The following is a 21,662-nucleotide window of genomic DNA, read 5'->3' on the forward strand; positions in this document are numbered from 1 at the left end:
AGGTCATGATCAGCACGGTGTTGCGGAAGTCGACCGAGCGGCCCTGGCTGTCGGTCAACCGGCCTTCCTCGAGGATCTGCAGCAGCGTGTTGAACACGTCGGGGTGGGCCTTTTCGATCTCGTCGAAGAGGACGACCGAGAACGGCTTGCGCCGCACGGCCTCGGTCAGCTGACCACCCTCTTCGTACCCGACGTACCCGGGGGGCGAACCGACCAGGCGGCTCACCGTGTGCTTCTCCATGTACTCGGACATGTCGAGGCTGATCATGGCGGTCTCGTCACCGAAGAGGAACTCGGCCAGCGTCTTGGCCAACTCGGTCTTGCCCACGCCTGAGGGGCCCAGGAAGATGAACGAACCGGACGGACGCTTCGGGTCCTTCAGCCCGGCGCGGGTGCGGCGGATCGCTTGGGACACCGACTTGATCGCCTGGTCCTGACCGATGACCCGCTCGTGGAGTTCGTCCTCCATGCGAAGCAGCTTGGTGGTCTCCTCCTCGGTGAGCTTGTAGACGGGAATACCCGTCCACATCGCCAGCACCTCGGCGATCGACTCCTCGTCGACCTCGTCAAAAAGATCCTCGCCCGAGGCCCTCAGCTCGGCCTCGGTGTTCTCCTTGGCCTCGAGCAACTCTTTCTCGCGGTCGCGCATGCGGCCGGCCTGCTCGAAGTCCTGGCTTTCGACCGCTTCCTTCTTCTGGCGGCTGACGTCGGCCAGTTCGGCCTCGAGCTCACGGAACTCCTCGGGGGCGGCCATGCGGCGGATGCGCAGCCGGCTGCCGGCCTCGTCGATCAGGTCGATCGCCTTGTCGGGGAGGAACCGATCGGAGATGTAGCGGTCGGCCAGGTTGCCGGCGGCGACGAGCGCCTGGTCGGTGATCGTCACCCGGTGGTGCTCCTCGTAGCGCTCGCGCAGCCCCTTGAGGATTTCGATCGTGTGGGCGACCGACGGTTCGTCGACGACGATCTTCTGGAAGCGCCGCTCGAGGGCGGCGTCCTTCTCGAGGTGCTTGCGGTACTCGTCCAACGTGGTGGCACCGATCGTCTGCAGCTCGCCTCGGGCCAGCATCGGCTTGAGGATCGAGGCTGCGTCGATGGCGCCCTCGGCCGCACCCGCGCCGACCAGGGTGTGGATCTCGTCGATGAACAAGATGATGTCGCCGCGGGTTTTGATCTCCTTCAGCACCTTCTTGAGGCGCTCCTCGAAGTCGCCGCGGTAGCGGGACCCGGCGACCAGGGCGCCGAGGTCGAGCGTGTACAGCTGCTTGCCGGTCAGCGTGTCGGGCACGTCGCCATCGGCGATCGCCTGGGCCAGGCCCTCGACGATCGCTGTCTTGCCCACGCCGGGCTCGCCGACGAGCACCGGGTTGTTCTTGGTGCGGCGGCTGAGCACCTGCATCATCCGCTCGGTCTCCTTCGAGCGACCGATGACCGGGTCGAGCTTGTGTTCCTTGGCCAACTGGGTGAAGTTGCGCCCGAACTGGTCGAGCACGGGCGAGCCGGACTGGCCGCCTTCTCCGCTGGATCCGCCGGTGCCGGCGGCGGCCTTCTCGCCGCTGCCGCTGGCGCCCTGCGGGCCGGAGTAGCCCGACAGCAGCTGGATGACCTGCTGGCGAACACGCGACAGGTCGGCGCCCAACTTGACGAGCACCTGGGCGGCCACGCCCTCACCCTCGCGGATGAGGCCGAGCAGGATGTGCTCGGTGCCGATGTAGTTGTGGCCGAGCTGCAGTGCTTCGCGCAGCGACAGCTCGAGCACCTTCTTGGCACGGGGGGTGAAGGGGATGTGCCCCGACGGCGATGAGCCGCCCTGGCCGATGATCTCCTCGACCTGACTGCGCACCGCTTCGAGGGAGATCCCGAGGGATTCCAGGGCCTTGGCGGCGACGCCTTCGCCCTCGTGGATCAGCCCGAGCAGGATGTGCTCGGTACCGATGTAGTTGTGGTTGAGAAGTCGAGCTTCTTCCTGGGCCAAAACGACGACCCGGCGAGCCCGATCAGTAAAGCGTTCGAACACGAGAGATTGCCTCCATACAGGGCCACATAGCCCCGAGACGAGTGATGCAGAGTGTAACCGGAGGCGGCTTCGTTTCGTTCCCGCGGGCTGTAGTGAATTCTCAGCCAGGTACTTTGGGCCCCTGGGCTTCGAGTTGCCGGGCCGCCTCGGAGAAGGTCACGCACCGAACGTCGCTGCGTCCGCATGCGTCCTGGACGAATGAGAGTACCGCCGCGTCGCTCGACGCGCTCTGCGCCCTCTCACCGGCGACGGTGACGACGAAGGGAGCCCGATCGCCGGTCATCGCCGCCGCCAGGCCGTCGGCCAGTTCGGCCTCGAGCGCGCCGGCGTTGGCCGTCGACGTGTCGACCGCCGGCGAGAAGTGCCAGAGCCCAAGGCTTTGCCGGGGTGGGGCGCCCTGCGCCGTCGCCGCCGGCCGGGCGACCATCCAGTGGAGGTCGGCCTCGGCGAGGGCGCTGGCCAGAGCGGTCGGTCCGGCAGCGCTTGCGGCGGTCCCGTCGGCGACGTCGGCGCAGCGGGCGGCGGCGCCGTTCAGCCCGCCGGCGAACAGGTCGGGCAGCTCATCGCCCCAGGCGTTGTACTGGTTGGGGTGAGCCCCCACCGAGCGCAACTGGCCCAGCTCGGAGGACCAATCCCCGGCGCTCCACCCGTCGGCGCCGTCCTTGGGACAGTCGTCGGGCCCCAGCCCGGCGGCCACCTCGTGTCCGGCTGTGGCACGGTCGGCCAGTGCGTCGACCAGCGCTCCGACCTGGCGCCGGGCCTCATCATCGCCTGCAGCGACCGGTGCCGGGGCCTTCTGCCCCGGGCCGGACGGCAGATAGCGGTCGATGCCGACCGGTCCGAGCAGGTCGGTGATCGAGGTGAAGAAGGTGAACCGGGCGTCGGTCGCTGCCGCCACGTCCTCCCAGCGGCGCACCCGCTCGGCGCTCAACCCGCCCCCGACGCCGATGACGACCAGTTGCGGGTCGACATCGGCGGACGCTGGGGTCTGCTGGTCGGGGGGCGTCGTGGATGCCGCCGCGCCCGATGGAGGCTCCGCCGCCGCCGACCCCACACCCATCCGGGGTCCGGCCGGGCCAGCAGGCGATACCAGATCGCCAAGGCGACCGAGCAGCAGCACAGCGACAACGACGGCGACCAGGGCCCCGACCAGCCGGGTGCGCGGGTCGCGGACCAGGTCGATCGGCCCGGTCTGACCGTCGATGCCCAGCCGGTGGAGCAGCCCGGTACTCGATGCGCCGACCACAAGCCGGTGGTCGGGCTGGGGCGCTCGAAGGGCCTCGGCGAAGTTCGAGGGTGCCGCGACGGGTGGCTCGTCGTGGCTGGTCGGGTTGGCCTGGGGCGGGCCGAGCACCCCGGGGACCGCATCGGGGTCGACCCAGGACCGGGTCGACGGGTCGACCGACGGGTTGGGAATCACCACGTCGCCGGGCTCGGTCCAGCTCGAGCGCGGTTCCGCTCCGACGGTGGAGAACACCCCGGTGGTCGCGCCGGTCGGCGCTCCGCTGCCCGAACCGTGTCCGCGCGACTTTGTCGATCGTGATCGGGGCCAGAGCCGTTGTTGTGATGGCCGATCGCCGCGCTCGCGCATGGGAATCCCTCCCAGGAGATCCGCCGCCCGCGCCCATCCACCGTACCGCCCGGTCGCGCCCGATTCGCGGATCCCACCCGCTGCGTCGAATGCCCACCAGATGCGACACTGCACAGATGCCACGACCCGAAACGTCTGTCCGCCTCAGCGACGAGGTCAGCTCCGCCCTGGCCGAGGGCCACCCGGTCGTCGCCCTCGAATCGACGATCTTCTCCCGGATGGGCCTGCCCGCCCCCCACAACCAATCCGCGCTCGCCGCCTGCCTCGACTCGGTACGGTCCGGCGGTGCCGTTCCGGCGATCACCGCCGTGGTCGACGGCGAGGCCCGGGTGGGGCTTGACCCCGACGAGCACGGGCGCATCCTCGAGGCGGACACGAAGACCTCGCGCCGGGACCTGGGGGTGGCGATCGGCGCCCGCTGGCCGGTTGGAGCCACCACCGTGGCTGCCTCGCTGCGGCTGGCCGCCCTGGCGGGAATCTCGGTGTTCGCCACCGGCGGGATCGGTGGTGCCCACCGGGGCTGGGCCGAGACGGGCGACGTGTCGGCCGACCTGGGCGCCCTGGCCAGCGAGCCGGTCGTGTGCGTGTCAGCGGGCGCCAAGGCCTTCCTCGACCTCGGCGCCACCTTGGAGCGTCTCGACACGTTGGGCGTGCCGGTCCTCGGTTGGCGCACCGACGCTTTTCCAGCCTTCTACTCCCGCGACTCGGGCCATCCGGTGCCCCACCGGGTGGACGACCTCGACGAACTGGCCGCCATCGTGGGGGCCACATGGTCGCTGGGCCACCCCGGCGGCCTGCTGGTCGCCAACCCGATCCCCGCCGAGGCCGAGATTCCCTTCGGTGAGATTCGGCCCCATATCGACGAGGCGCTCGGCTCGGCCCGCCGGCTGGGCGTGACCGGCCCGGGGGTGACCCCGTGGGTGCTCGAAGCGATCCGAGAGGCCACCTTCGGCCGCTCGGTGCCCGCCAACCTGGCGCTGGCCGCCGACAACGCTGCGTTGGCTGCCCGGCTGGCCACCGTCCTCGCCGAGTCCCGCTGACCCCGCCGCCGGTACCATGGCTGGGGTGACCGCCCCGGCCACCCCGCTGGGGTCTGCCCAGCTCCCCGAACTCGAGGCGTCCCTGCTGCGCGGGCTGTCCTTGGCCCGCTTGGCGGTGTTCGCCTGGATGGTGGTGGTCGTCATCGTCGCCCGCAACGACGTGGCCAACCCCTGGGTGGCATGGGGTGGGTTGGGGGTCATCGGGGTGTGGTCGCTGTGGGAGTTCGCCCGGGTCCGCGCTCCGATGACCCAACGCTTCGCCGGCATCGTCACCGTGATCGAAACCGGGCTGGCCGCCGCGCTGTTGATCGCCGATCCGTGGGTGTGGACTTCGACGGTCGGGCAGCGCTACGCCTCCGCGTGGCCGCTGATGCCGGTGCTGGCTGCGGCGATCATCTGGGAACGCCGGGGCGGGCTGGTCGCCGCCCTGACGCTGGGGGCGGTCAACGCGGTCGCCCTGGCCGGCCTGGCGTTCGTCGGCGAGCTGGCCAGGCTGGCCGACGCCGGGGGCCAGTCGCTGTCGATCGCGTCGACCGTGGCCCTCTGGCTGGTGGCCGGCCTCGCCGCCGGCGCCGTCGTCGAGCGGCTCGGCCGGGCCGAACGGCGGGTGGCCCAGGCCGAGGTTCGCGAGGAGATGGCGCGCGAACTGCACGACGGGGTGCTGCAAACCCTGGCGGTGGTCCAGCGCCGCAGCACCGACAGCGAACTGTCGCGCCTGGCCCGGGACCAGGAACTCGACCTGCGCTCATGGCTCTTCGGCGACGACGACCTCGCCGGCCCCGAACTCGCCCTCGGCCCGGCGTTGCGGGACGTCGCCCGGCGCGCCGAGCGCACCCACCGGCTGCGGGTGCAGGTGGTGGGGGTCGGTCTCGACGAGGACGCGGGCGGCGGCACTGAGGCCGCGGTCGACCCGTCGATCATCGCCGCACTCGCCGGCGCCGCTGGGGAAGCGATGACCAACGCCGCCAAACACGGCAACGCCGGGGCGGTGACGCTGTACGTCGAACTCGACGACGACGCGGTGTTCGTCTCCGTGAAGGACGACGGGGCGGGCTTCGACGTTGAGGGCGCCGAGGCCGGCATCGGCATGTCGCAGTCGATCACCGGCCGCATCGAGGCGGTGGGCGGGCGGGTCGGGTGGCGCAGCACAGCGCCACACGGCGCCGAGGTGAGCCTGACCGTGCCCCTCACCGACGGCCGGAATCAGCGCCGGCGGGGGGCCGAGCCCAGGTAGGCCGCTTCGAGCGCCGCCCGGTCGGCGAGCAGCTGTTCGGACGGTTCGTCCCGGATCACCCGCCCGCCGCCGAGCACCACGCCGCGGTCGGCCACCGCCAACACCGCATCGACAAACTGTTCGACGACGAGCACCGCTGTGTCGCCCTCGTCGGCCAGGGCCCGCAGGCCGGACAGCAGTTCGACGACGACCCGGGCAGCCAGCCCCATCGACAGCTCGTCGATGCAGAGCACCTTCGGGCGACGCACGATCCCCAGGGCCACCGCCAGCTGCTGTTGTTCGCCGCCCGAGCATGCCCCGGCGCGCCGGGCGGCCAGCCCCGCGAGTGCGGGGAACACCCCGGCCGCCTCGTCGACCGAGGACCCGACCAGGCGGAGGTGTTCGGCGACGGTGAGGCTGGGGAACAGGCCACGGTCATCGGGAACCGACACCATTCCGGCGGCCACCCGGGCTCCAGCCGCGGCCGAGCCCAGCTCCACCCCGTCGACTCGCACCGACCCGTCGGCGCCCGGAACCAGCCCGGCGATCGCCGACAACACCGTCGTCTTGCCGGCGCCGTTAGGCCCGAGCACTGCAACGACTTCGCCGGGTCGCACCCGTAGCGACACGCCGGACAGCACCGTGCTGTCGCCGTAGGCGGCGGTGAGCCCCTCGACCACCAGGCCCTCCTCGGTCACCGGGCGGTCCCCAGGTAGGCGGCGATGACCTCGCCGTCGGCGCGGACCTCCTCGGGCGTTCCGTCGGTGAGCACCCGGCCGCCGACGAGGACCACCACCCGGGAGCACAGCCGGAAGACCAGCGCTGTGTCGTGCTCGATCAGCACGATCCCCAGGCCCTCGGCGGCCAGGGATTCGACAACGGAGGCCAGCGCCTCGATTTCGGTCGGATCCAGTCCTGCGGCGGGCTCGTCGAGCACCACGACCGCCGCCCCGGCGACGACAGCGCGGGCGACCCCGCCCAGCTTGCGTTGCCCGAGCGACAGCTCGCCGGGCCGCCGGCCGCCCCGTCCGCCCAGCCCGACCCGCTCCAAGGTGGCCGCGAGGTGGGCGGCGTCGGCGTGCGGCGCGGCCACCGCGCAATTCTGCGCCAGGGTGAGGTCGTCGATCAGCTCGACGGTCTGCCAGGTGCGGGCCAGGCCCGCCCGGGCCCGCCGGTGGGGCGGTCGCCCGGTGACGTCGTGCCCGTTCACTTCGACGGTTCCGTCGTGGGCGACGAAGCCGCACCAGGCGTCGACCAGCGAGGTCTTGCCCGCCCCGTTAGGCCCGATCAGCCCGACGATCTCGCCGCGCTGAACGCTGAGGGACACGTCGTCGGTGGCCCGCACGCCTCCGTAGCTCACCCCGACGTGTGCGGTCATCAGCGCAGGTGGTTGGTCGACCGGCTCGGCCGATGCGACCAGGGGCGACGGCGCGAAGTTGATCTCAGCCGCCCACGAGCGAGGCCAGGCCCCAGATCGCGGCCACCAATCCGACGATGATCATGGCGACCGCTCGCCCCACCGGCGGATGGGCGGCGCCGGTCGAGCCCGCCGTCTTGGCCTTGCCGGGCCGTCCGCCCGGCTCGGACCCATCGCGCAGGTGCGTCGGCGGCCGAAGCAGCGCCGCCACGTTGCCGACCACCAGCGCACCCCCGAAGGCGAGCACCAGCCAGGCAAGCAGGTCTTCTCCGAGGAACAGTTCAGGGTTCTGGGCCAGCACACCCCCATTCTGGCCGCCGAAGCCCCCGCCCGCACCCGCACCACCTCCTTGCAACACCTCCCGCAGCGGCTCCCGGGCGTGACACCCGCCGCCGTTCCCGAAAGAATGAGGTGATGGCCACCCCTTCGTCCCACTCTGCGTCCCCACGTCGGAAGCCCGACCGCCCGTGGATGATGCGGACCTACTCGGGCCACTCGACCGCCCGTGCGTCCAACGCCTTGTACCGCACCAACCTGGCCAAGGGTCAGACCGGCCTGTCGATCGCCTTCGACCTGCCCACCCAGACCGGCTACGACCCCGACGACCCCCGCAGCCGGGGCGAGGTCGGCAAGGTCGGGGTGCCGGTGGCCCACCTGGGGCACATGGCCACCCTGCTCGACGGCATCCCGCAGGGCGAGATGAACACGTCGATGACGATCAACGCACCCGCCGCCTGGATGCTGGGCCTCTACGTGGCCAACGCCAGGGCCAACGGCGTCGACTCACACGCGCTGCGCGGCACCACCCAGAACGACATCGTCAAGGAGTACCTGTCGCGGGGGACATTCATCTTCGGCCCCGAGCACTCCCGACGGCTGATCGTCGACATGTTCGCCTATTGCAACACCAACGTTCCGCTGTGGAACCCGATGAACGTGTGCAGCTACCACCTCCAGGAGGCGGGCGCGACGCCCACCCAGGAGATCGCCTATGCGCTGGCGACCGCCATCGGGGTGCTCGACGCGGTGCGGGACTCGGGCCAGGTGCCGCTCGACAAGATGCCCGAGATCGTCGCTTCGATCTCGTTCTTCGTCAACGCCGGCATCCGCTTCGTCGAGGAGACCGCCAAGATGCGGGCGTTCACCCGGATGTGGGACCGCATCACCGAGGAGCGCTACGGGGTGAGCGACCCCAAGGCCCGCCGGTTCCGCTACGGCGTGCAGGTCAACAGCCTGGGGCTGACCGAGGCGCAGCCGGAGAACAACGTGCAGCGCATCGTGTTGGAGGCGCTCGGCGTCACCCTGTCGCGCAACGCCCGCACCCGGTCGCTGCAGCTGCCCGCCTGGAACGAGGCGCTGGGGCTGCCCCGCCCGTGGGACCAGCAGTGGTCCTTGCGCATCCAGCAGGTGCTGGCCCAGGAGACCGACCTGTTGGAGTACGACGACCTGTTCGAGGGCAGCCACGTGATGGAGGCCCTCACCCGGAACCTGGTCGACGAGGCCCAGGCCGAGCTCGACGACGTGCTGTCGCTGGGCGGGGCGTTCGAGGCGATCGACGAGCTGAAGGGCCGCCTGGTGCGCAGCCACACCGAGCGCATGCGCCGCATCGAGGGCGGCGACCTGCCGGTCATCGGCGTCAACTGCAACACCTCGACCGCCGAGTCGCCGCTCGGCGGCAACGAGTCGATCATGAAGGTCGACCCCGAGGTGGCCGCCGAGACGATCGCCGACGTCCAGGCCTGGCGCGAGGCCCGCAACGCCTCCGAGGTCGACGCCGCACTCGCCGAGCTGGAGCGGGTGGCCCGCAGCGACGAGAACATCATGGCCTCGACGATCGCCCTGGCCGAGGTGGGCGGCACGACCGGCGAGTGGGCCGGGGTGCTGCGCGAGACGTTTGGCGAGTACCGGGCACCGACCGGCGTCGGCACCGCCGCCGGAGCCGGCCCCGGCAACGATGGCCTGGCAGCTGTCGCACGACGGGTGCAGGCGCTGCCCGGTGGGCCGGTGCGGCTGCTCGTCGGCAAGCCCGGCCTCGACGGCCACTCCAACGGGGCCGAGCAGATCGCCGTCGCCGCCCGCGACGCCGGCATGGAGGTGATCTATGCCGGCATTCGCCTGACCCCGGCTCAGATCGCAGCGGCCGCCCGCGACGAGGACGTTGAGGTCGTCGGCCTGTCGATCCTGTCCGGGTCGCACCTGGAGCTGGTGCCGGAGGTCGTCCGGCTGCTCGCGGAGGATGGCGTTGACGTGCCGGTGATCGTTGGCGGCATCATCCCCCCCGACGACGAGGCACGTCTCCTCAGCCAGGGGATCACCGCTGTGTATACGCCCAAGAACTTCGAGCTGGCGACCATCATGGGCGACATCGCCAACCTGGCGATCGCTCGGCGCTAGCCCGACTGCGTTCGGCCCCTGCGCAATCGACCCGGCTCGGGGCTCACCGACGGTTGCGGCAGGGCTCCAGGTCGGCACCTCATCAGGGAACGGTCGCCCGCCGACTCCCGAACGCGGAGGCCCGGTGGGTATGGTCACCGATCCGGACGGCAGCGAGGAACCACCACATGAGGCGAGGTGTGCGATGTTTGGCCGCGGCCGTCATGGTGGTGGCTGCCACGGGCTGCAACTTCACCGAGAGCGAAGAGATCGCCCGCCCCGACGATAGCGTTGCGACGACGGCGAGTTCGGCGACGACGACCAGCGGAGTACCGAGCGGCGCCAAGCCCCTCGTGGCGCTGGCCGATGGCGCTCAACCCAAACCTGGAGCGACCGTCGACGTGACGACGGTGAAGCAGCTCCAGGCCCAGCTCGTCTCCAAGCAGACCGCCGCCGACCTGCCCGCAGCCGATGGGCGCTACGACCTGACCGGCCGCGTCATCGTCGCACCGCAGCCGGTGATCGACGGGCTGGTCGATGACGGCCGGCTGAGCGATGCGATCACCGCCGACGTCGCGTTCGTCGACGTGCTCGAGGACGAGGCCGGGACCAAGCCAGAGGCGACCAAACCAAACGGGGCCAAGGGCGGACCCAGCTCGTCCACGGCACCGGGCTCGAACGGCACGGTGGACAAGCCGGCGGCGTCCGCTCGAGCCGGCTCGATGCTCATCGGCGAGACCGGGCCGGTCCGCCTGGTGGTCGCCGGATCGGCCGACTGCTGCGGCTTCGCCCTCGTCCGGGAGCGGGATGCCTTCTCGGTCGAGGTCACCGCCTCGGCCCAGGGCCCGAAGTCGCTGCACGTCGTTGCCGTGACCGGCGTCGACCCGTTCGCCAAAGTCGCCAAGCGCGACGCGTACGTGCCCCCGGCGGCGACCGCCAAGCCGATCGGCAAGGTGGCGATCCCCGACATGACGGTGAAGCTGCCGGCGACCCCGCGCCCCCCCGGCGTCACCGATCCCCCAGCCGACCCGGACAAGCGGGCCTCCGTCGAGTTGCCCCCGCCGGCTCCACCGGGCAGTTGGTGCGGCTACCTGGCGATGCGCGCCGTGCCGTTCGACGAAATGGTGGTGATCTGGAACCAGCTCGGCCGACCCGCCCACATGGATGCCGACGGCAACGGCATCCCCTGCGAGACCCGCTACTAACCGCACGCGCCGGAAGCCTGCGATGTCACCTGTGGTTCATGACGCTGAGCTGCCCGCACCCCGCAGCGCAAGGGCGGCCTGGACGAGGGAGGCGTGGCTCAGCGCCTGGGGGAAGTTCCCGATGAACGCACCGGTTTCGGGGTCGACCTCTTCGGCGAAGAGGCCGAGGGGGCCGGCCATGGCGACCAGCTCGTCGAAGACGCTCCGGGCCTCGGACACGTCGCCGGTCAAGGCCAGCGCCTGAACCAGCCAGAACGAGCACGGCAGGAAGGCACCCTCGCCACCGGGCAGGCCGTCCTCACCCGGGGGATATCGGTAGACCAACGGCCCACCGGCGCCCAGCTCCCGGCGGATGGCGGCGACCGTCGACCGGATCCGTTCCGAAGCGGCGGGTTCCACACCGAGCAGCGGCAGCACGAGCACCGCTGCGTCGAGGTCGTCCGACCCGTAGGTCCGGGTGTAGGCGCCCACGACGTCGTTGTAGCCGTGGGCGGCGATGTCGGCGGCCAGCGCCGCGCGCTCCCGACGCCACGCGTCCTGCTGTCACTTCGGGGTTCGCTGGGTTGCGGAGATGGCGAGGGCCCGGTCGAGGGCCAGCCAGGCCATCAGCTTGGAGTGGACGTGATGGGCCTCGTCGCCTCGGACCTCCCAGATACCGGCGTCGGGATCGCGCCAGCGGGCGACCACCTCGTCGACAAAGCCTCGCAGCGCCCGCCACGTCTCGGTGTACAGGCCGTGGCCGGCGGCGGTGAGCAACCAGGCGGCGTCGATCACCCACCCGTACCCATCGAGCTGATGCTGGTCGGCGGCCCCGTTGCCCACCCGAACCGGCCGGCTGTTGGCGTACCCGGGCCACCCCGTCATCTCCCCTTCACCCCTGGGATGCCGCCCATGGAGGGTGAGCAGCACCGGCAGGCGGGGCCGGTCGCGGCGGCTGGCATGGAGCAGCCACGCCAGGAAGTGACGGGCCTCGTCATCCTTGCCCACGCCGAGGAACGCGCCGATACCGATGCTTGCGTCCCGGGGCCAGGCAAAGCGGTAGTCCCAGTTGCGGATGCCGCCCGGGTCTTCGGGAAGCGAGGTGGTGGGCGCCGCCACCGGCGCACCCGACGGGGAGTAGGTGAGCAGCCGAAGGGTGAGCAGGCTGCGCACCACGGTGTCGCGGTGGGGAATGTCGTCGGGGATGTCGGCGCACCAGCTGCGCCAGCCCCGCTCGTCGTCGCACACGGCGGCCCACGCTCTCGCAGGGTCGACATAGATCAGCGGCTCGTGATCGGCGACACCGACGACGATGGTCAGGTCCTCGCCGGCCTCGATGGTCACCGTGTGGGTCCCACCCGGTTCGAGGTCGAGGTTCGCCGAGCAGGTCAGCGCCATAGCTTCGGCACCCCACGAGCACACGGTGACGTCGCCGCGCCGCTCGACACGTGGTGCGACATGGCGTTCGCCGAGGCGGGGATCGAACTCGATGCCGACCTCGACCGGGCCCTCGACAGCGCTGAGGCGCCGTACGAGCAGCGTGGTCGGCAGGAACCGTCCGGCGACCTCGCTCACCATGGCTTCGGTAAGCGTCAACCGGCCGGCGTCGGTTACCCACGTGGTGCGGAGCGTCGCGGTCTCGTGCCGGTACTCGCGGTCAATCACGGTGGCGGGGGCGTTCGGACCCATGCGAAACCGACCGGCGGCGACGCCGCCGACGAGCCGACCGAACACGGGCGAACCGTCGAAACTCGGGATGCACATCCAGTCGATCGAGCCGTCCGAGCCGACCAGCGCCGCCGTTCGGGTGTCACCGATCATCCCCAGGTCCTCGATCGGCCGGCTCGCCCCGCGCACGGCCTCGTCGACGGCGTCCACGTCAGGTGGCGCGCAACAGGACGCCGAGCGCGATGCCATAGAGGATGTGGGCGACGATCGCCACCGCCGGGGTCCGGGCCCCGTAGTTGAGGCCAAACGGTCCCGGCGGTTCGAGGGAGGCGGTTGACGATCGCCCCGCCCGCGACGACGCCATGTTCGGGTTGACGACTGCGAACCAGGGCACGAGCACGGTGAGCACGATGGCGACGTGAACGATGCCGAGCAGGCCGCCGAGCCACCACGTCGCCCGGCCGAGCAGGGCGAAGACGGCGGCGTAGCCGAGCGCGAAGCCCTGCCCGATGCCGAGGTGGATAAAGAACCCTGCAGCGCGGGCCTTGTCCGGGTCCTCGGTGACGATCGTGCCGAGCATGAGCGGCAGGTCGAGTCGGGTGAGCCCGAGCATCTGCGCGCCGACCATCACGCCGGTGAGCGCAGCGGTGGCGACAAACCCGAAGACGGCCCAGCCCGCCCAGTCCATCTCAGGCCCCCGGCCCAACGGCCGTGCAAGGTGCGGGCGCGCAACCCTTCCAAACCGGCTGTGCACCCCTGCTGGCTGCGGGCCCGCCGATCGAACTCATGTCACGAAGCGGCGAGCGCTTGTGCTTTGGTGTCGAGCGACCCGATCAGGTGCTCGAAGGAGGCGTTGAACTTGTCCACGCCCTCGGTCTCGAGTGTCCGGCCGACGTCCTCGAGGTCGATTCCCACCGCCTCGAGGTCGTCGATGACCTGCTGTGCCGCGTCGGCATCGATGTCGACGGTACGAGCGAGGGTTCCGTGGTCCTCGAATGCCGCGATCGTGTCCTCGGGCAGCGTGTTGACCGTGTCGTCGCCGATGAGGTTGTCGACGTAGAGCGTGTCGGGATACGCGGGATTCTTGGTGGAGGTCGATGCCCACAACGGTCGTTGGGGGCGCGCACCTCGTGCCGCCAAAGCCTCCCAGCGATCGCCTGCGAACCGATCCCGAAAGAGCCGGTAGGCGACCTGCGCCTGGGCCACCGCCGCCCGGCCACGCAGCGCCAACGCCTCGTCGCCCCCGATCGCCTCCAAGCGTCGATCAACCTCGACATCGACCCTGCTGACGAAGAACGAGGCAACCGAGTGAACCGACGAGAGGTCGCCACCTCGTCCGGCGGCCGCCTCCAGACCCGAGAGGTACGCCTCGATCACCTCCGCGTAACGGTCGATCGAGAAGATGAGGGTGACGTTGATGCTGCGAGCCCCGGCGATCATCGCCGCGATGGCATCGACGCCCTCGACCGTCGCAGGGATCTTGACGAGCAGGTTCGGTCGGTCGATCCGCTCATGCAGATCCTGTGCCGCCCGGATCGTCCCGTCGACGTCGTGGGCCAACTCGGGGGCGACCTCGATCGAGACGAACCCGTCGCCACCCCCGCTGGCGTCGTAGACCGGTCGCAACACGCCGAGCGCGTCGACGACATCGTCGACGACGACATCCCAATAGGCGTCGATCAGCTCACGGCCGGCACGGAGCAGATCGGCGAACTGAGCGTCGTAGGCATTCGAGCCCTCGATCGCCTTGGCGAAGATGGTCGGGTTGGCGGTCACACCGCGAATCCCCTCGCTCACCATGCGAGCGAGGGTGCCATCGCGCAGGTAATCCCGCGTGAGGTTGTCCAGCCATGGGCTCTGCCCGTACCCGTCGTGGAGCTGCTGAAGTCGAGTCATGTTTGGCTCCCTACTTCTTAAAGAGGGTCGCGTTAGTTATAGAACGCATGAGGGGTTGCGTCAAGGGCCTGGCTCGAGACCGGCCGATCCCCTACCCGGCCGGTCGACCCCGCTCGTCCCGGCCCGCCCAGCGGATCCTGCCCGGGGTCTCCGAGAACCGGGCGAGTAGCCCCGGCATAGCGATGCCGTCGACGGTGACGGTCGCGTCCCGCTCGACGAAGTGGGGGTCCTCGGCCACGTCGGCCATCGAGTAGATCGGCGCCACCGCAGCGTCGGCCGCATCGAACGCTGTCAGCACCTCGTCGAGCGTGCGCTCGGCGATGAAGGCCGCCACGGCAGCGTCCAGCTCGGCGCGGTGCGCCACCCGCCCGGCGAAGGACCTCAGCCGTTCGTCGTCGCCCAGCCCCACCATGGTGGCGACGCGTGCGGCCACCGTGTCGGCGGAAGCGGACAGCGCCACCCAGCGCCCGTCGGCAGTCTCATAGGCGTTGCGGGGCACCGAGTAGGGCAGCTCCGAGCCCATGCGGGGCTGCAGGGTGCCGTCGGCTGCATAGGCCGCCCAGTTATGCCCCATGAACGAGAACAGGCTGTCGAGCAGGCTGACGTCGACCACCTGGCCCACCCCGGCGTGCACGGCGGCCATCGTGGCGTAGGCGGCCACCACCGCTGTCAGTTCGTCGGTCAGCGCGATCGGCGGCAACACCGGAGGGCCATCCGGGCTGCCGTTGATGTCGGCGAAGCCCGACATCGCCTCGGCGATCGTGGCGAAGCCGGGTCGTCCGGCATGGGGGCCGTCCTGACCGAAGCCGGTCACCCGGGTGATCACCAGCGTGGGGTTGGCCTCCCACAGCACGTCCGGCGCCAACCCCAGGCGTTCGAGTGTGCCCGGGCGGAAATTCTCGATCAGCACGTCGGCCTCAGCGGCCAGCGCCAGCACCGCCTCAAGGCCGCCGTCGGTCTTGAGGTCGGCGGTTCGCAGCACCTTGTTGCGGGCGGTAATCCGCCACAACAGCGACGGTCCCCCGTCCGGTGCCGGGAACCCCATCGCCCGGGTGGGGTCGGGGCGATCCGGGTGCTCGACCTTGACAACATCGGCACCCAGGTCGGCGAGCAAACGTCCGGCGCCCGGGCCGGCGAGCACGGTGGCCAGCTCGAGCACCTTGAGGCCGACCAGGGGTCCGGCCGCCGGCGGGTCGCCGGGGTCGGGCTCGGGCCAGCGGCGGCGCTCGGCGGCGGAGATTCAGCGCCCCAGATCGATCGAGAAGCAGCGATCGCCGAGCTCTCCGAAGGAGTAGATCGGATAGACCCCGCCAAACATGCCCCGGGTGCGATCGGTCCATTCGAGCGCCCGAGCGGTGGACACCCGGCGGAGCACCTGCACCAGCGTGCCCTCGTGAAGGCGGTACTCGGCCCAGGCGCCCGGGAAATCCTTCACGCTGGCGACCTCGACGTAGGGCACGTCGCCCGACGCCGCCACAACCCGGCGCCGGTTGCGGTGGGTGTGCCCGGCGAAATAGCCGCGCACGTTAAGGCGGCGGGCGATCAGCGCCTGCAGGGCCTCGGATGCGTCGGGCAGGATGCCAAAAAATCGATCGGTTCGCTGGTCCTCGTCGGGCAGCCAGATCTGGTGATGGCCAAACACGAGCACCGGCACGTCGCTGTCGGCCGCCTCATCGTCGAGCCGCTCGAGTTGCTCGGCGCTCAGGTCGCCGTTGGGGTGGCCATCGCGGGAGGTATCCAACATGATCGCCAGCGCGCCCGGCAGCTCAACCCGTTCGTAGCTGGGCCCCACCTCGACGTGGTGGTAGCTCTCGTGGTTGCCCCGGATGAAGTGCAGCCGGTCGCCGAACGTCGGCCGGTAGGTCGCCTCAAACTCGGCGAGCTGCTCGGCGGACCCGTCGGTGGTCAGGTCGCCCTTCACCAGCACTGCAACCGGGTCGAGCTCGGCGATCTCGGCCACCGCATCGGTGTTCATCAGCGTCGGGTACGGCGTGCTCCCCGGCGGCACCGAGAACGCCTCGCCCTGCCCGTCGATCAGCCCGGCCTCGGTCTCGCCGAAGTGCACGTCGTTGACCGTGGCGAACGTACCGAGCAGCTCGCCCTTGGGTCGGGGCAGGGTCGTCGCGTCCAGACCGTCGAATCGGTAGGCGGTCGCCGGCTCCAGGCCAACATGGCGATGAACGGTGGTGCCGTCGTGGACGGTCACCTCGTCGGGGGCGACGGTCGTCAGTTCCATCGCTGGTCAACCTATCCGCGCTCGAAGGCTCCTGAGTGCTCAGAGACCCCAGGGACGACGTCGGCGCAGCGGCGCCGGCTTGGTCCACCAGCGACCGGAGAAGCGCCACCGGGGCGCTGTGATCCGCTCGTCGGCGCCGACGGATCGGGGGTAGGCCACCTGGATGGCGGCGACGATCGCCACGACCTCATCGTCGGCAGGGGCCGGGGTGATCGTGCGCACGCCAACCGCGGATTCGTCGTGCTGAAGGCTGGGTCTCACAGCGGCACGTTACCGTGCTTGCGGGCGGGCAGCTCCTCGCGCTTGGAGCGCAGCATCTCCAGCCCGGCGACCAGCTTGCGCCGGGTCTCGGCCGGGTCGATCACGTCGTCGATGTAGCCGCGGTCGGCCGCCTCCCACGGGTTGAGGTGGTTCTCCTCGTAGGCCGCCACCAGCTCGGCCCGCTTGGCCACCGGATCCTCGGCTGCCGCCAGCTCCCGACGGTTGACGATCTCGACCGCGCCCTGGGCGCCCATCACCGCCAGCTCCGCCGACGGCCACGCAAACGCCAGGTCGGCACCGATGCTCTTGGAGTTCATCACCACGTAGGCGCCGCCATAGGCCTTGCGGGTGATCACCTGGATGCGGGGCACGGTGGCCTCGCAGTAGGCGTACAACAGCTTGGCTCCGTGGCGGATGATGCCGTTGTGCTCCTGGTCGACGCCGGGAAGAAACCCGGGTACGTCGACGAAGGTCACCAGCGGCACGTTGAACGCGTCGCAGGTGCGGACGAAGCGGGCGGCCTTCTCGGAGGACTCGATGTCGAGCACCCCGGCGTACATCGCCGGCTGGTTGCCGACGATGCCGACCGAGTGGCCACCGATGCGGGCGTAGCCACACGTGATCGAGCCGGCCCAGCGCGGGGCATATTCGAAGTACTCGCCGTCATCGGCGATCGCCCGAATGACCTCGGTCATGTCATAAGGCATGTTGGAGTTGAGCGGGATCATGTCGCGCAGCTCGGGCACCAGCCGGTCGGGCGGGTCGTCCGAGGGCAGGAACGGCGGCTCCTCCAGGTTGTTGGCCGGGAGGAAACTCAACAGGAACTTCACGTCGTCGAGCACCGACTTCTCGTCGGGTCCGGCGAACTGGGCGACGCCCGACTTGGACGAGTGGGCGCCCGCGCCGCCGAGCTCCTCGAGCGTCACCGTCTCGCCGGTCACGGTCTTCACCACGTCGGGACCGGTGATGAACATGTGCGAGGTCTCGTCGACCATGAAGATGAAGTCGGTCATCGCCGGGCTGTACACCGCTCCGCCGGCGCACGGGCCCATGATCACCGAGATCTGCGGGGTGACGCCGGAGGCCCGGACGTTGCGGTGGAAGATGCCGCCGTAGCTGGCCAGGCTGACCACGCCCTCCTGGATGCGGGCGCCGGCGCCGTCGTTGAGGCCGACCAAGGGGGCCCCGGCCTTGAGCGCCAGGTCCATCACCTTGTGGATCTTCTCGGCGAACACCTCGCCGAGGGCGCCACCGAACACGGTGAAGTCCTGACTGAACACGAACACTTTGCGACCATCGACGGTGCCCCAGCCGGTGATCACCCCGTCGCCGTAGGGGCGGTAGTCGTCCTTCAGCGAGGAGGAGCGGCTTCGGGCCAGCTGATCGAGCTCGTTGAACGAGCCTTCGTCGAGCAGGTACTCGAGACGCTCGCGGGCCAGCATCTTGCCGCCGGATCGCTGGCGTTCGACGAGGCGCTCCGAACCGGCGTTGAGGGATTCCTGGCGCCGCCGGTGCAGATCATCGATGCGAGCGGACATGCTGTTCTCCATAAGAGCGCCAAAGTTAGGGTGCGCCGGACAGCCGCACCAATGAGCGGCCACCCTCGCAGGCCAACTCGGGAGTCCGGATGTACGCCAGGGCGCGCTCTGGGCTCCCGCTGCGTGCGCCGACCCGAACCCGGGAGTCCAGACGTGCGTCAGAGCGCGCTCTGCGCTCCCCAGTACGATTTTCTCGAACCAGTTGCCGAGGGGAGTCCCAGATGCAGTTGCCGGTGATGCCGCCGATCAAGCCGATGTTGGCCAGGGCGACGACGACGGTGCCCGAGGCCGATGGGCTGCTGTACGAGCCGAAGTGGGACGGCTACCGCTGCGTGGTCTTTCGCGACGGCGACGAGGTGGAGCTCAGCTCCCGAGGCCAGAAGTCGCTCACCCGTTACTTCCCCGAGCTGATCGACCCGATCCGCGCCCAGCTTCCACGCCGCTGCGTCGTCGACTGCGAGGTGGTCGTCGTCACGCCCGACGGGCTCGACTTCGACCTGCTCGGCCAGCGCATTCACCCGGCGGAGAGTCGGATCGAGCGGCTGTCGGTCGAGACACCCGCCTCGCTGGTCGTCTTCGACCTGCTGGCGCTCGACGAGGTTGACCTTCGCCCAATGGCCTTCATCGAACGGCGCGGTGCGCTCGTGTCGCTGTTGGCCGATGTCATCCCTCCGGTTCATCTGTCGCCGGTCACCGACGACCCGGAGGTCGCCCAGGACTGGTTTCGGCGCTTCGAGGGCGCCGGGTTCGACGGGGTGATGGCCAAGCGCTCGGACGGCGTCTACGAGGAGGACAAGCGCAGCCTCACCAAGGTGAAGCACCGACACAGCATCGACGTCGTCGTCGCCGGCTACCGCCCCCACAAGTCCGGCGACGGCGTCGGCTCGATGATGCTCGGGTTGTACGACCGGCCCGAGGGCGATCGAGCAGCGTCGCTGCAACATGTCGGGGTGGCCTCGGCGTTCAAAGCGGCCCAGCGTCCCGAGCTGGCCGAGCTGCTCGCGCCCTACCGGCTGGGCGAGGGCGAGCCCCACCCCTGGACCGGGTGGGCCGACCCCGAGCAACACGCCGATGGCGGCGTGCGCATGCCCGGTGCCCCCAACCGTTGGTCGGCCAAGCGCGACCACAGCTGGGTGCCGCTGCGGCCCGAGCTGGTGGCCGAAGTGGTGGTCGAACAGCTCACCAAGGGCCGCTTTCGCCACCCCGCCCGCTTCCAGCGTTGGCGCAGCGACCGCACCCCCCGCTCCTGCACCTACGACCAGGTCGACATCGCCGCACCGGCCGAGCTGTTCGAGCTCTTTCCGGAGGCGCCCACTCCCTAAACCCGGCTGCGGCGCAACAACCGAGGCGCACCGGCCGAGCTGTTCGAGCTCTTTCCGGAGGCGCCCACTCCCTAAACCCGGCTGCGGCGCAACAACCGAGGCGCACCGGCCGAGCTGTTCGAGCTCGTTCCGGAGGCACCCACCACCTGATGCTCAGCCGGCGGCGGACTCACCCGGTTCGCCGGAGCCGAGCTTTGCGTCCTCTTCGCTCAGCCGGGGCGAGGTCTGATTCTCGGGCCGAATGCCGGTGACGTTGTCGTACAGGTCGCGAAGGCGGTCCATATCAGCGGTCACGTCGCCGGTCAGCTTGAACGAAGGTCCGAAGCCACCGGTGCGGTTGGGCCAGTCGATGTAGCCCAGCACCACCGGCACGTCGGCGGCGCGAGCGATGCGATAGAAGCCCGACTTCCAGTACTCCCGCTTGCCGCGAGTGCCTTCGGGGGTGATCACCAGACCCATGCGGGGGCCATCCCGAAACCGCTCGGCCATCTGCTCCACCAGCCCACCAGGATGGGATCGGTCCACGGCGATGCCACCAGTCCACCGCATGATCGGCCCCATCGGCCCCTTGAACAGTTCCTCCTTGCCCAGCCAGCTGAGCGGGACGTCCTTCGCCCAGGCATAGGAGAGCATGAACAAGAAGTCCCAGTTGCTCGTGTGCGGCCCGGCCACCAGGACGATCGATTCCTTCGGCACATCTCCAACGAAGTTCAAACGGGAGAGCCACAGAAATAGCCGCGCAAAGGCCTTCTTCATCATCATCGGAGATTATCCGCACCTTTGGGCCACGGTCGGGATCGATCACCCGGTAGCGGCGCACCAGTCGAGCAACGTGTCGAGATCCCAGGTGGTGAGGATGCGATCGGGATCGACCCCGCGCTCCCCCAGCCGCTCGTAGCCGTGGGCCACCCACTCAAGCTGGCCGGGAGCGTGGGCGTCGGAGTCAACCGAGACGAAACAGCCCCACTCGAGCGCCAGGTCCAGCAACTCGTCCGGTGGATCCTGTCGTTCGGGTCGGCAGTTGACCTCGACCGCTGTCCCGAACTGAGCGCAGGCGGCAAACACCAGCTCGGCGTCGAACGTGCTCGGGGGCCGACCCCGGCCGACCAGCTTGCGTCCGGTGCAGTGGCCCAGCACGTCGACGTGGGGGTTGGCGACGGCCCTCACCAGGCGCTCGGTCATCGGACGCTCGGGCATCGACAGCTTGGAGTGGGCCGAGGCGACCACCAGGTCGAGCCCGGCCAGGACGTCGTCGGGCAGGTCGAGGGTGCCGTCGGCGAGGATGTCGACCTCGCACCCGGTCAGGATCCGAAACGGCGCCAACTCCTCGTTGAGGGCGGCCACCTCGATCAGCTGCTCGGCGAGGCGCTCGGGCGTCAGCCCGTGGGCGATCGTCAGGCGGGGTGAATGGTCGGTGAGCGCCAAGTGGGTGCGACCGAGCGCCCGGGCGGTCATCGCCATCGTCCGGATCGGTGCCCCGCCGTCAGACCAGGTGGAGTGGCTGTGCAGGTCGCTGCGGCAGGCTTCGAACACCGTGGCCCCGGCGCTCACCCGCAGGCGGGTTCGCTGCTCCAGCTTGGTCAGGTAGGCCGGCGGCCGGTCGAGCACAGCGTCGGCGATGACCGATGCGGTCGACGGACCGATGCCGTCCAGGTCGGTGAGGGTGCCCGCCTCAGCCCGTCGCTCCAGGTCGTCGTCGTCCATGCCGGCCGCCACCTCGGCGGCACGGGTGAACGCCTTGGCCTTGGCCGCCGGCTCGAACCCGCGGTCCAGGTAATACACCGCCCGGTTCAGCGCAGCAATCGCCGTGGTCGTCGTCGACATCGCCTCCGAGGCTATGTCTCGGGCACCACCGTCTCGGGCACCACCGTCTCGGGCACCACCGTCTCGGGCACCACCGTCTCGGGCA

The 21,662-nt window shown here is 70.2% G+C and carries 18 protein-coding genes and 1 pseudogene; 5 read left to right on the forward strand and 14 right to left on the reverse strand.

What is annotated here, in order from left to right:
• Together PKD89_RS09205 and PKD89_RS09210 are read right to left on the reverse strand one after the other, a co-directional pair.
• A partial coding sequence (locus tag PKD89_RS09205) for an ATP-dependent Clp protease ATP-binding subunit (RefSeq protein ID WP_324332401.1) occupies positions 1 to 2,014 on the reverse strand: 2,014 nt, incomplete at its 3' end.
• Between the two features lie 100 nt (positions 2,015 to 2,114).
• Positions 2,115 to 3,491 carry a hypothetical protein gene (locus tag PKD89_RS09210; RefSeq protein ID WP_287379795.1) on the reverse strand — a complete coding sequence of 459 codons (1,377 nt, stop codon included), beginning with the start codon at positions 3,489 to 3,491 and terminating at the stop codon, positions 2,115 to 2,117.
• A gap of 230 nt (positions 3,492 to 3,721) precedes the next feature.
• Between PKD89_RS09210 and PKD89_RS09215 the strand changes: the two genes are divergently transcribed.
• Together PKD89_RS09215 and PKD89_RS09220 are read left to right on the forward strand one after the other, a co-directional pair.
• Positions 3,722 to 4,645, forward strand: a complete 924-nt coding sequence (locus PKD89_RS09215) for a pseudouridine-5'-phosphate glycosidase (RefSeq protein WP_287379794.1) — start codon at positions 3,722 to 3,724, stop codon at positions 4,643 to 4,645.
• Between the two features lie 25 nt (positions 4,646 to 4,670).
• Positions 4,671 to 5,879: an ATP-binding protein gene (locus PKD89_RS09220; protein WP_287379793.1), complete on the forward strand. Its 1,209-nt coding sequence runs from the start codon at positions 4,671 to 4,673 to the stop codon at positions 5,877 to 5,879.
• Here the strand turns inward: PKD89_RS09220 and PKD89_RS09225 are convergent.
• The 3 genes from PKD89_RS09225 to PKD89_RS09235 form a co-directional block, all read right to left on the reverse strand.
• Entirely contained in the window at positions 5,849 to 6,556 is a 708-nt protein-coding gene (locus tag PKD89_RS09225) for an ABC transporter ATP-binding protein (protein WP_287379792.1), read from the reverse strand. The genes PKD89_RS09220 and PKD89_RS09225 overlap by 31 nt on opposite strands.
• Positions 6,553 to 7,236, reverse strand: coding sequence for an ATP-binding cassette domain-containing protein (locus PKD89_RS09230; protein ID WP_287379791.1), 684 nt, complete (start codon positions 7,234 to 7,236; stop codon positions 6,553 to 6,555). Before PKD89_RS09230 ends, PKD89_RS09225 begins: the two co-directional genes overlap by 4 nt.
• Positions 7,237 to 7,300: 64 nt before the next feature.
• Entirely contained in the window at positions 7,301 to 7,576 is a 276-nt protein-coding gene (locus PKD89_RS09235; protein ID WP_287379790.1) for a hypothetical protein, read from the reverse strand.
• Between the two features lie 113 nt (positions 7,577 to 7,689).
• On the opposite strand from PKD89_RS09235, the gene PKD89_RS09240 reads away from it, so the two are divergent.
• A complete protein-coding gene (locus tag PKD89_RS09240; protein WP_287393923.1) occupies positions 7,690 to 9,669 on the forward strand; it encodes a protein meaA in 1,980 nt (659 codons plus the stop codon).
• Positions 9,670 to 9,878: 209 nt separating this feature from the next.
• Complete coding sequence (locus PKD89_RS09245) at positions 9,879 to 10,853, forward strand: hypothetical protein (RefSeq protein ID WP_287379787.1); 975 nt, start codon at positions 9,879 to 9,881, stop codon at positions 10,851 to 10,853.
• A 36-nt stretch (positions 10,854 to 10,889) separates the two neighbouring features.
• Here the strand turns inward: PKD89_RS09245 and PKD89_RS09250 are convergent.
• The 7 genes and pseudogenes from PKD89_RS09250 to PKD89_RS09280 form a co-directional block, all read right to left on the reverse strand.
• Positions 10,890 to 12,749: pseudogene (locus tag PKD89_RS09250) on the reverse strand (glycoside hydrolase family 15 protein).
• A complete protein-coding gene (locus PKD89_RS09255) occupies positions 12,712 to 13,188 on the reverse strand; it encodes a hypothetical protein (protein ID WP_287379785.1) in 477 nt (158 codons plus the stop codon). The pseudogene PKD89_RS09250 and the gene PKD89_RS09255 overlap by 38 nt, the downstream one beginning before the upstream one ends.
• Positions 13,189 to 13,289: 101 nt before the next feature.
• Entirely contained in the window at positions 13,290 to 14,396 is a 1,107-nt protein-coding gene (gene tal / locus PKD89_RS09260; RefSeq protein WP_287379784.1) for a transaldolase, read from the reverse strand.
• A 91-nt stretch (positions 14,397 to 14,487) separates the two neighbouring features.
• Positions 14,488 to 15,636, reverse strand: coding sequence for a CaiB/BaiF CoA transferase family protein (locus tag PKD89_RS09265; RefSeq protein ID WP_289012529.1), 1,149 nt, complete (start codon positions 15,634 to 15,636; stop codon positions 14,488 to 14,490).
• A complete protein-coding gene (locus tag PKD89_RS09270) occupies positions 15,637 to 16,632 on the reverse strand; it encodes a metallophosphoesterase family protein (protein ID WP_287379783.1) in 996 nt (331 codons plus the stop codon).
• 39 nt (positions 16,633 to 16,671) lie between these two features.
• Positions 16,672 to 16,893 (reverse strand): hypothetical protein, encoded by a 222-nt coding sequence (locus tag PKD89_RS09275; RefSeq protein ID WP_287379782.1) that lies wholly within the window; start codon positions 16,891 to 16,893, stop codon positions 16,672 to 16,674.
• Positions 16,890 to 18,431 (reverse strand): acyl-CoA carboxylase subunit beta, encoded by a 1,542-nt coding sequence (locus tag PKD89_RS09280; protein WP_287379781.1) that lies wholly within the window; start codon positions 18,429 to 18,431, stop codon positions 16,890 to 16,892. The genes PKD89_RS09275 and PKD89_RS09280 overlap by 4 nt, the downstream gene beginning before the upstream one ends.
• Before the next feature lie 221 nt (positions 18,432 to 18,652).
• Here PKD89_RS09280 and PKD89_RS09285 point away from each other — a divergent pair, with 221 nt between their 5' ends.
• The gene (locus PKD89_RS09285; RefSeq protein WP_287379780.1) at positions 18,653 to 19,753 is read left to right on the forward strand and encodes an ATP-dependent DNA ligase; all 1,101 of its coding nucleotides are present in this window, start codon (positions 18,653 to 18,655) and stop codon (positions 19,751 to 19,753) included.
• Between the two features lie 153 nt (positions 19,754 to 19,906).
• Here the strand turns inward: PKD89_RS09285 and PKD89_RS09290 are convergent, their stop codons facing one another.
• Positions 19,907 to 20,515 (reverse strand): lysophospholipid acyltransferase family protein, encoded by a 609-nt coding sequence (locus PKD89_RS09290; RefSeq protein ID WP_287379779.1) that lies wholly within the window; start codon positions 20,513 to 20,515, stop codon positions 19,907 to 19,909.
• 39 nt (positions 20,516 to 20,554) lie between these two features.
• Positions 20,555 to 21,577 carry a PHP domain-containing protein gene (locus PKD89_RS09295; RefSeq protein WP_287379778.1) on the reverse strand — a complete coding sequence of 341 codons (1,023 nt, stop codon included), beginning with the start codon at positions 21,575 to 21,577 and terminating at the stop codon, positions 20,555 to 20,557.
• Positions 21,578 to 21,662: the final 85 nt, after the last annotated feature.

The organism is Candidatus Neomicrothrix sp. (assembly GCF_035329545.1).
Lineage (GTDB): Bacteria > Actinomycetota > Acidimicrobiia > Acidimicrobiales > Microtrichaceae > Microthrix > Microthrix subdominans.

Bases quoted from the DNA above. Each gene is read 5' to 3' on its own strand.
- PKD89_RS09240 (WP_287393923.1), top strand. From the start codon at position 7,690: ATGGCCACCCCTTCGTCCCACTCTGCGTCCCCACGTCGGAAGCCCGAC.
- PKD89_RS09270 (WP_287379783.1), bottom strand. From the start codon at position 16,632: ATGGAACTGACGACCGTCGCCCCCGACGAGGTGACCGTCCACGACGGC.
- tal (WP_287379784.1), bottom strand. From the start codon at position 14,396: ATGACTCGACTTCAGCAGCTCCACGACGGGTACGGGCAGAGCCCATGG.
- PKD89_RS09280 (WP_287379781.1), bottom strand. From the start codon at position 18,431: ATGTCCGCTCGCATCGATGATCTGCACCGGCGGCGCCAGGAATCCCTC.
- PKD89_RS09215 (WP_287379794.1), top strand. From the start codon at position 3,722: ATGCCACGACCCGAAACGTCTGTCCGCCTCAGCGACGAGGTCAGCTCC.
- PKD89_RS09290 (WP_287379779.1), bottom strand. From the start codon at position 20,515: ATGATGATGAAGAAGGCCTTTGCGCGGCTATTTCTGTGGCTCTCCCGT.
- PKD89_RS09255 (WP_287379785.1), bottom strand. From the start codon at position 13,188: ATGGACTGGGCGGGCTGGGCCGTCTTCGGGTTTGTCGCCACCGCTGCG.
- PKD89_RS09295 (WP_287379778.1), bottom strand. From the start codon at position 21,577: ATGTCGACGACGACCACGGCGATTGCTGCGCTGAACCGGGCGGTGTAT.
- PKD89_RS09285 (WP_287379780.1), top strand. From the start codon at position 18,653: ATGCAGTTGCCGGTGATGCCGCCGATCAAGCCGATGTTGGCCAGGGCG.
- PKD89_RS09230 (WP_287379791.1), bottom strand. From the start codon at position 7,236: ATGACCGCACACGTCGGGGTGAGCTACGGAGGCGTGCGGGCCACCGAC.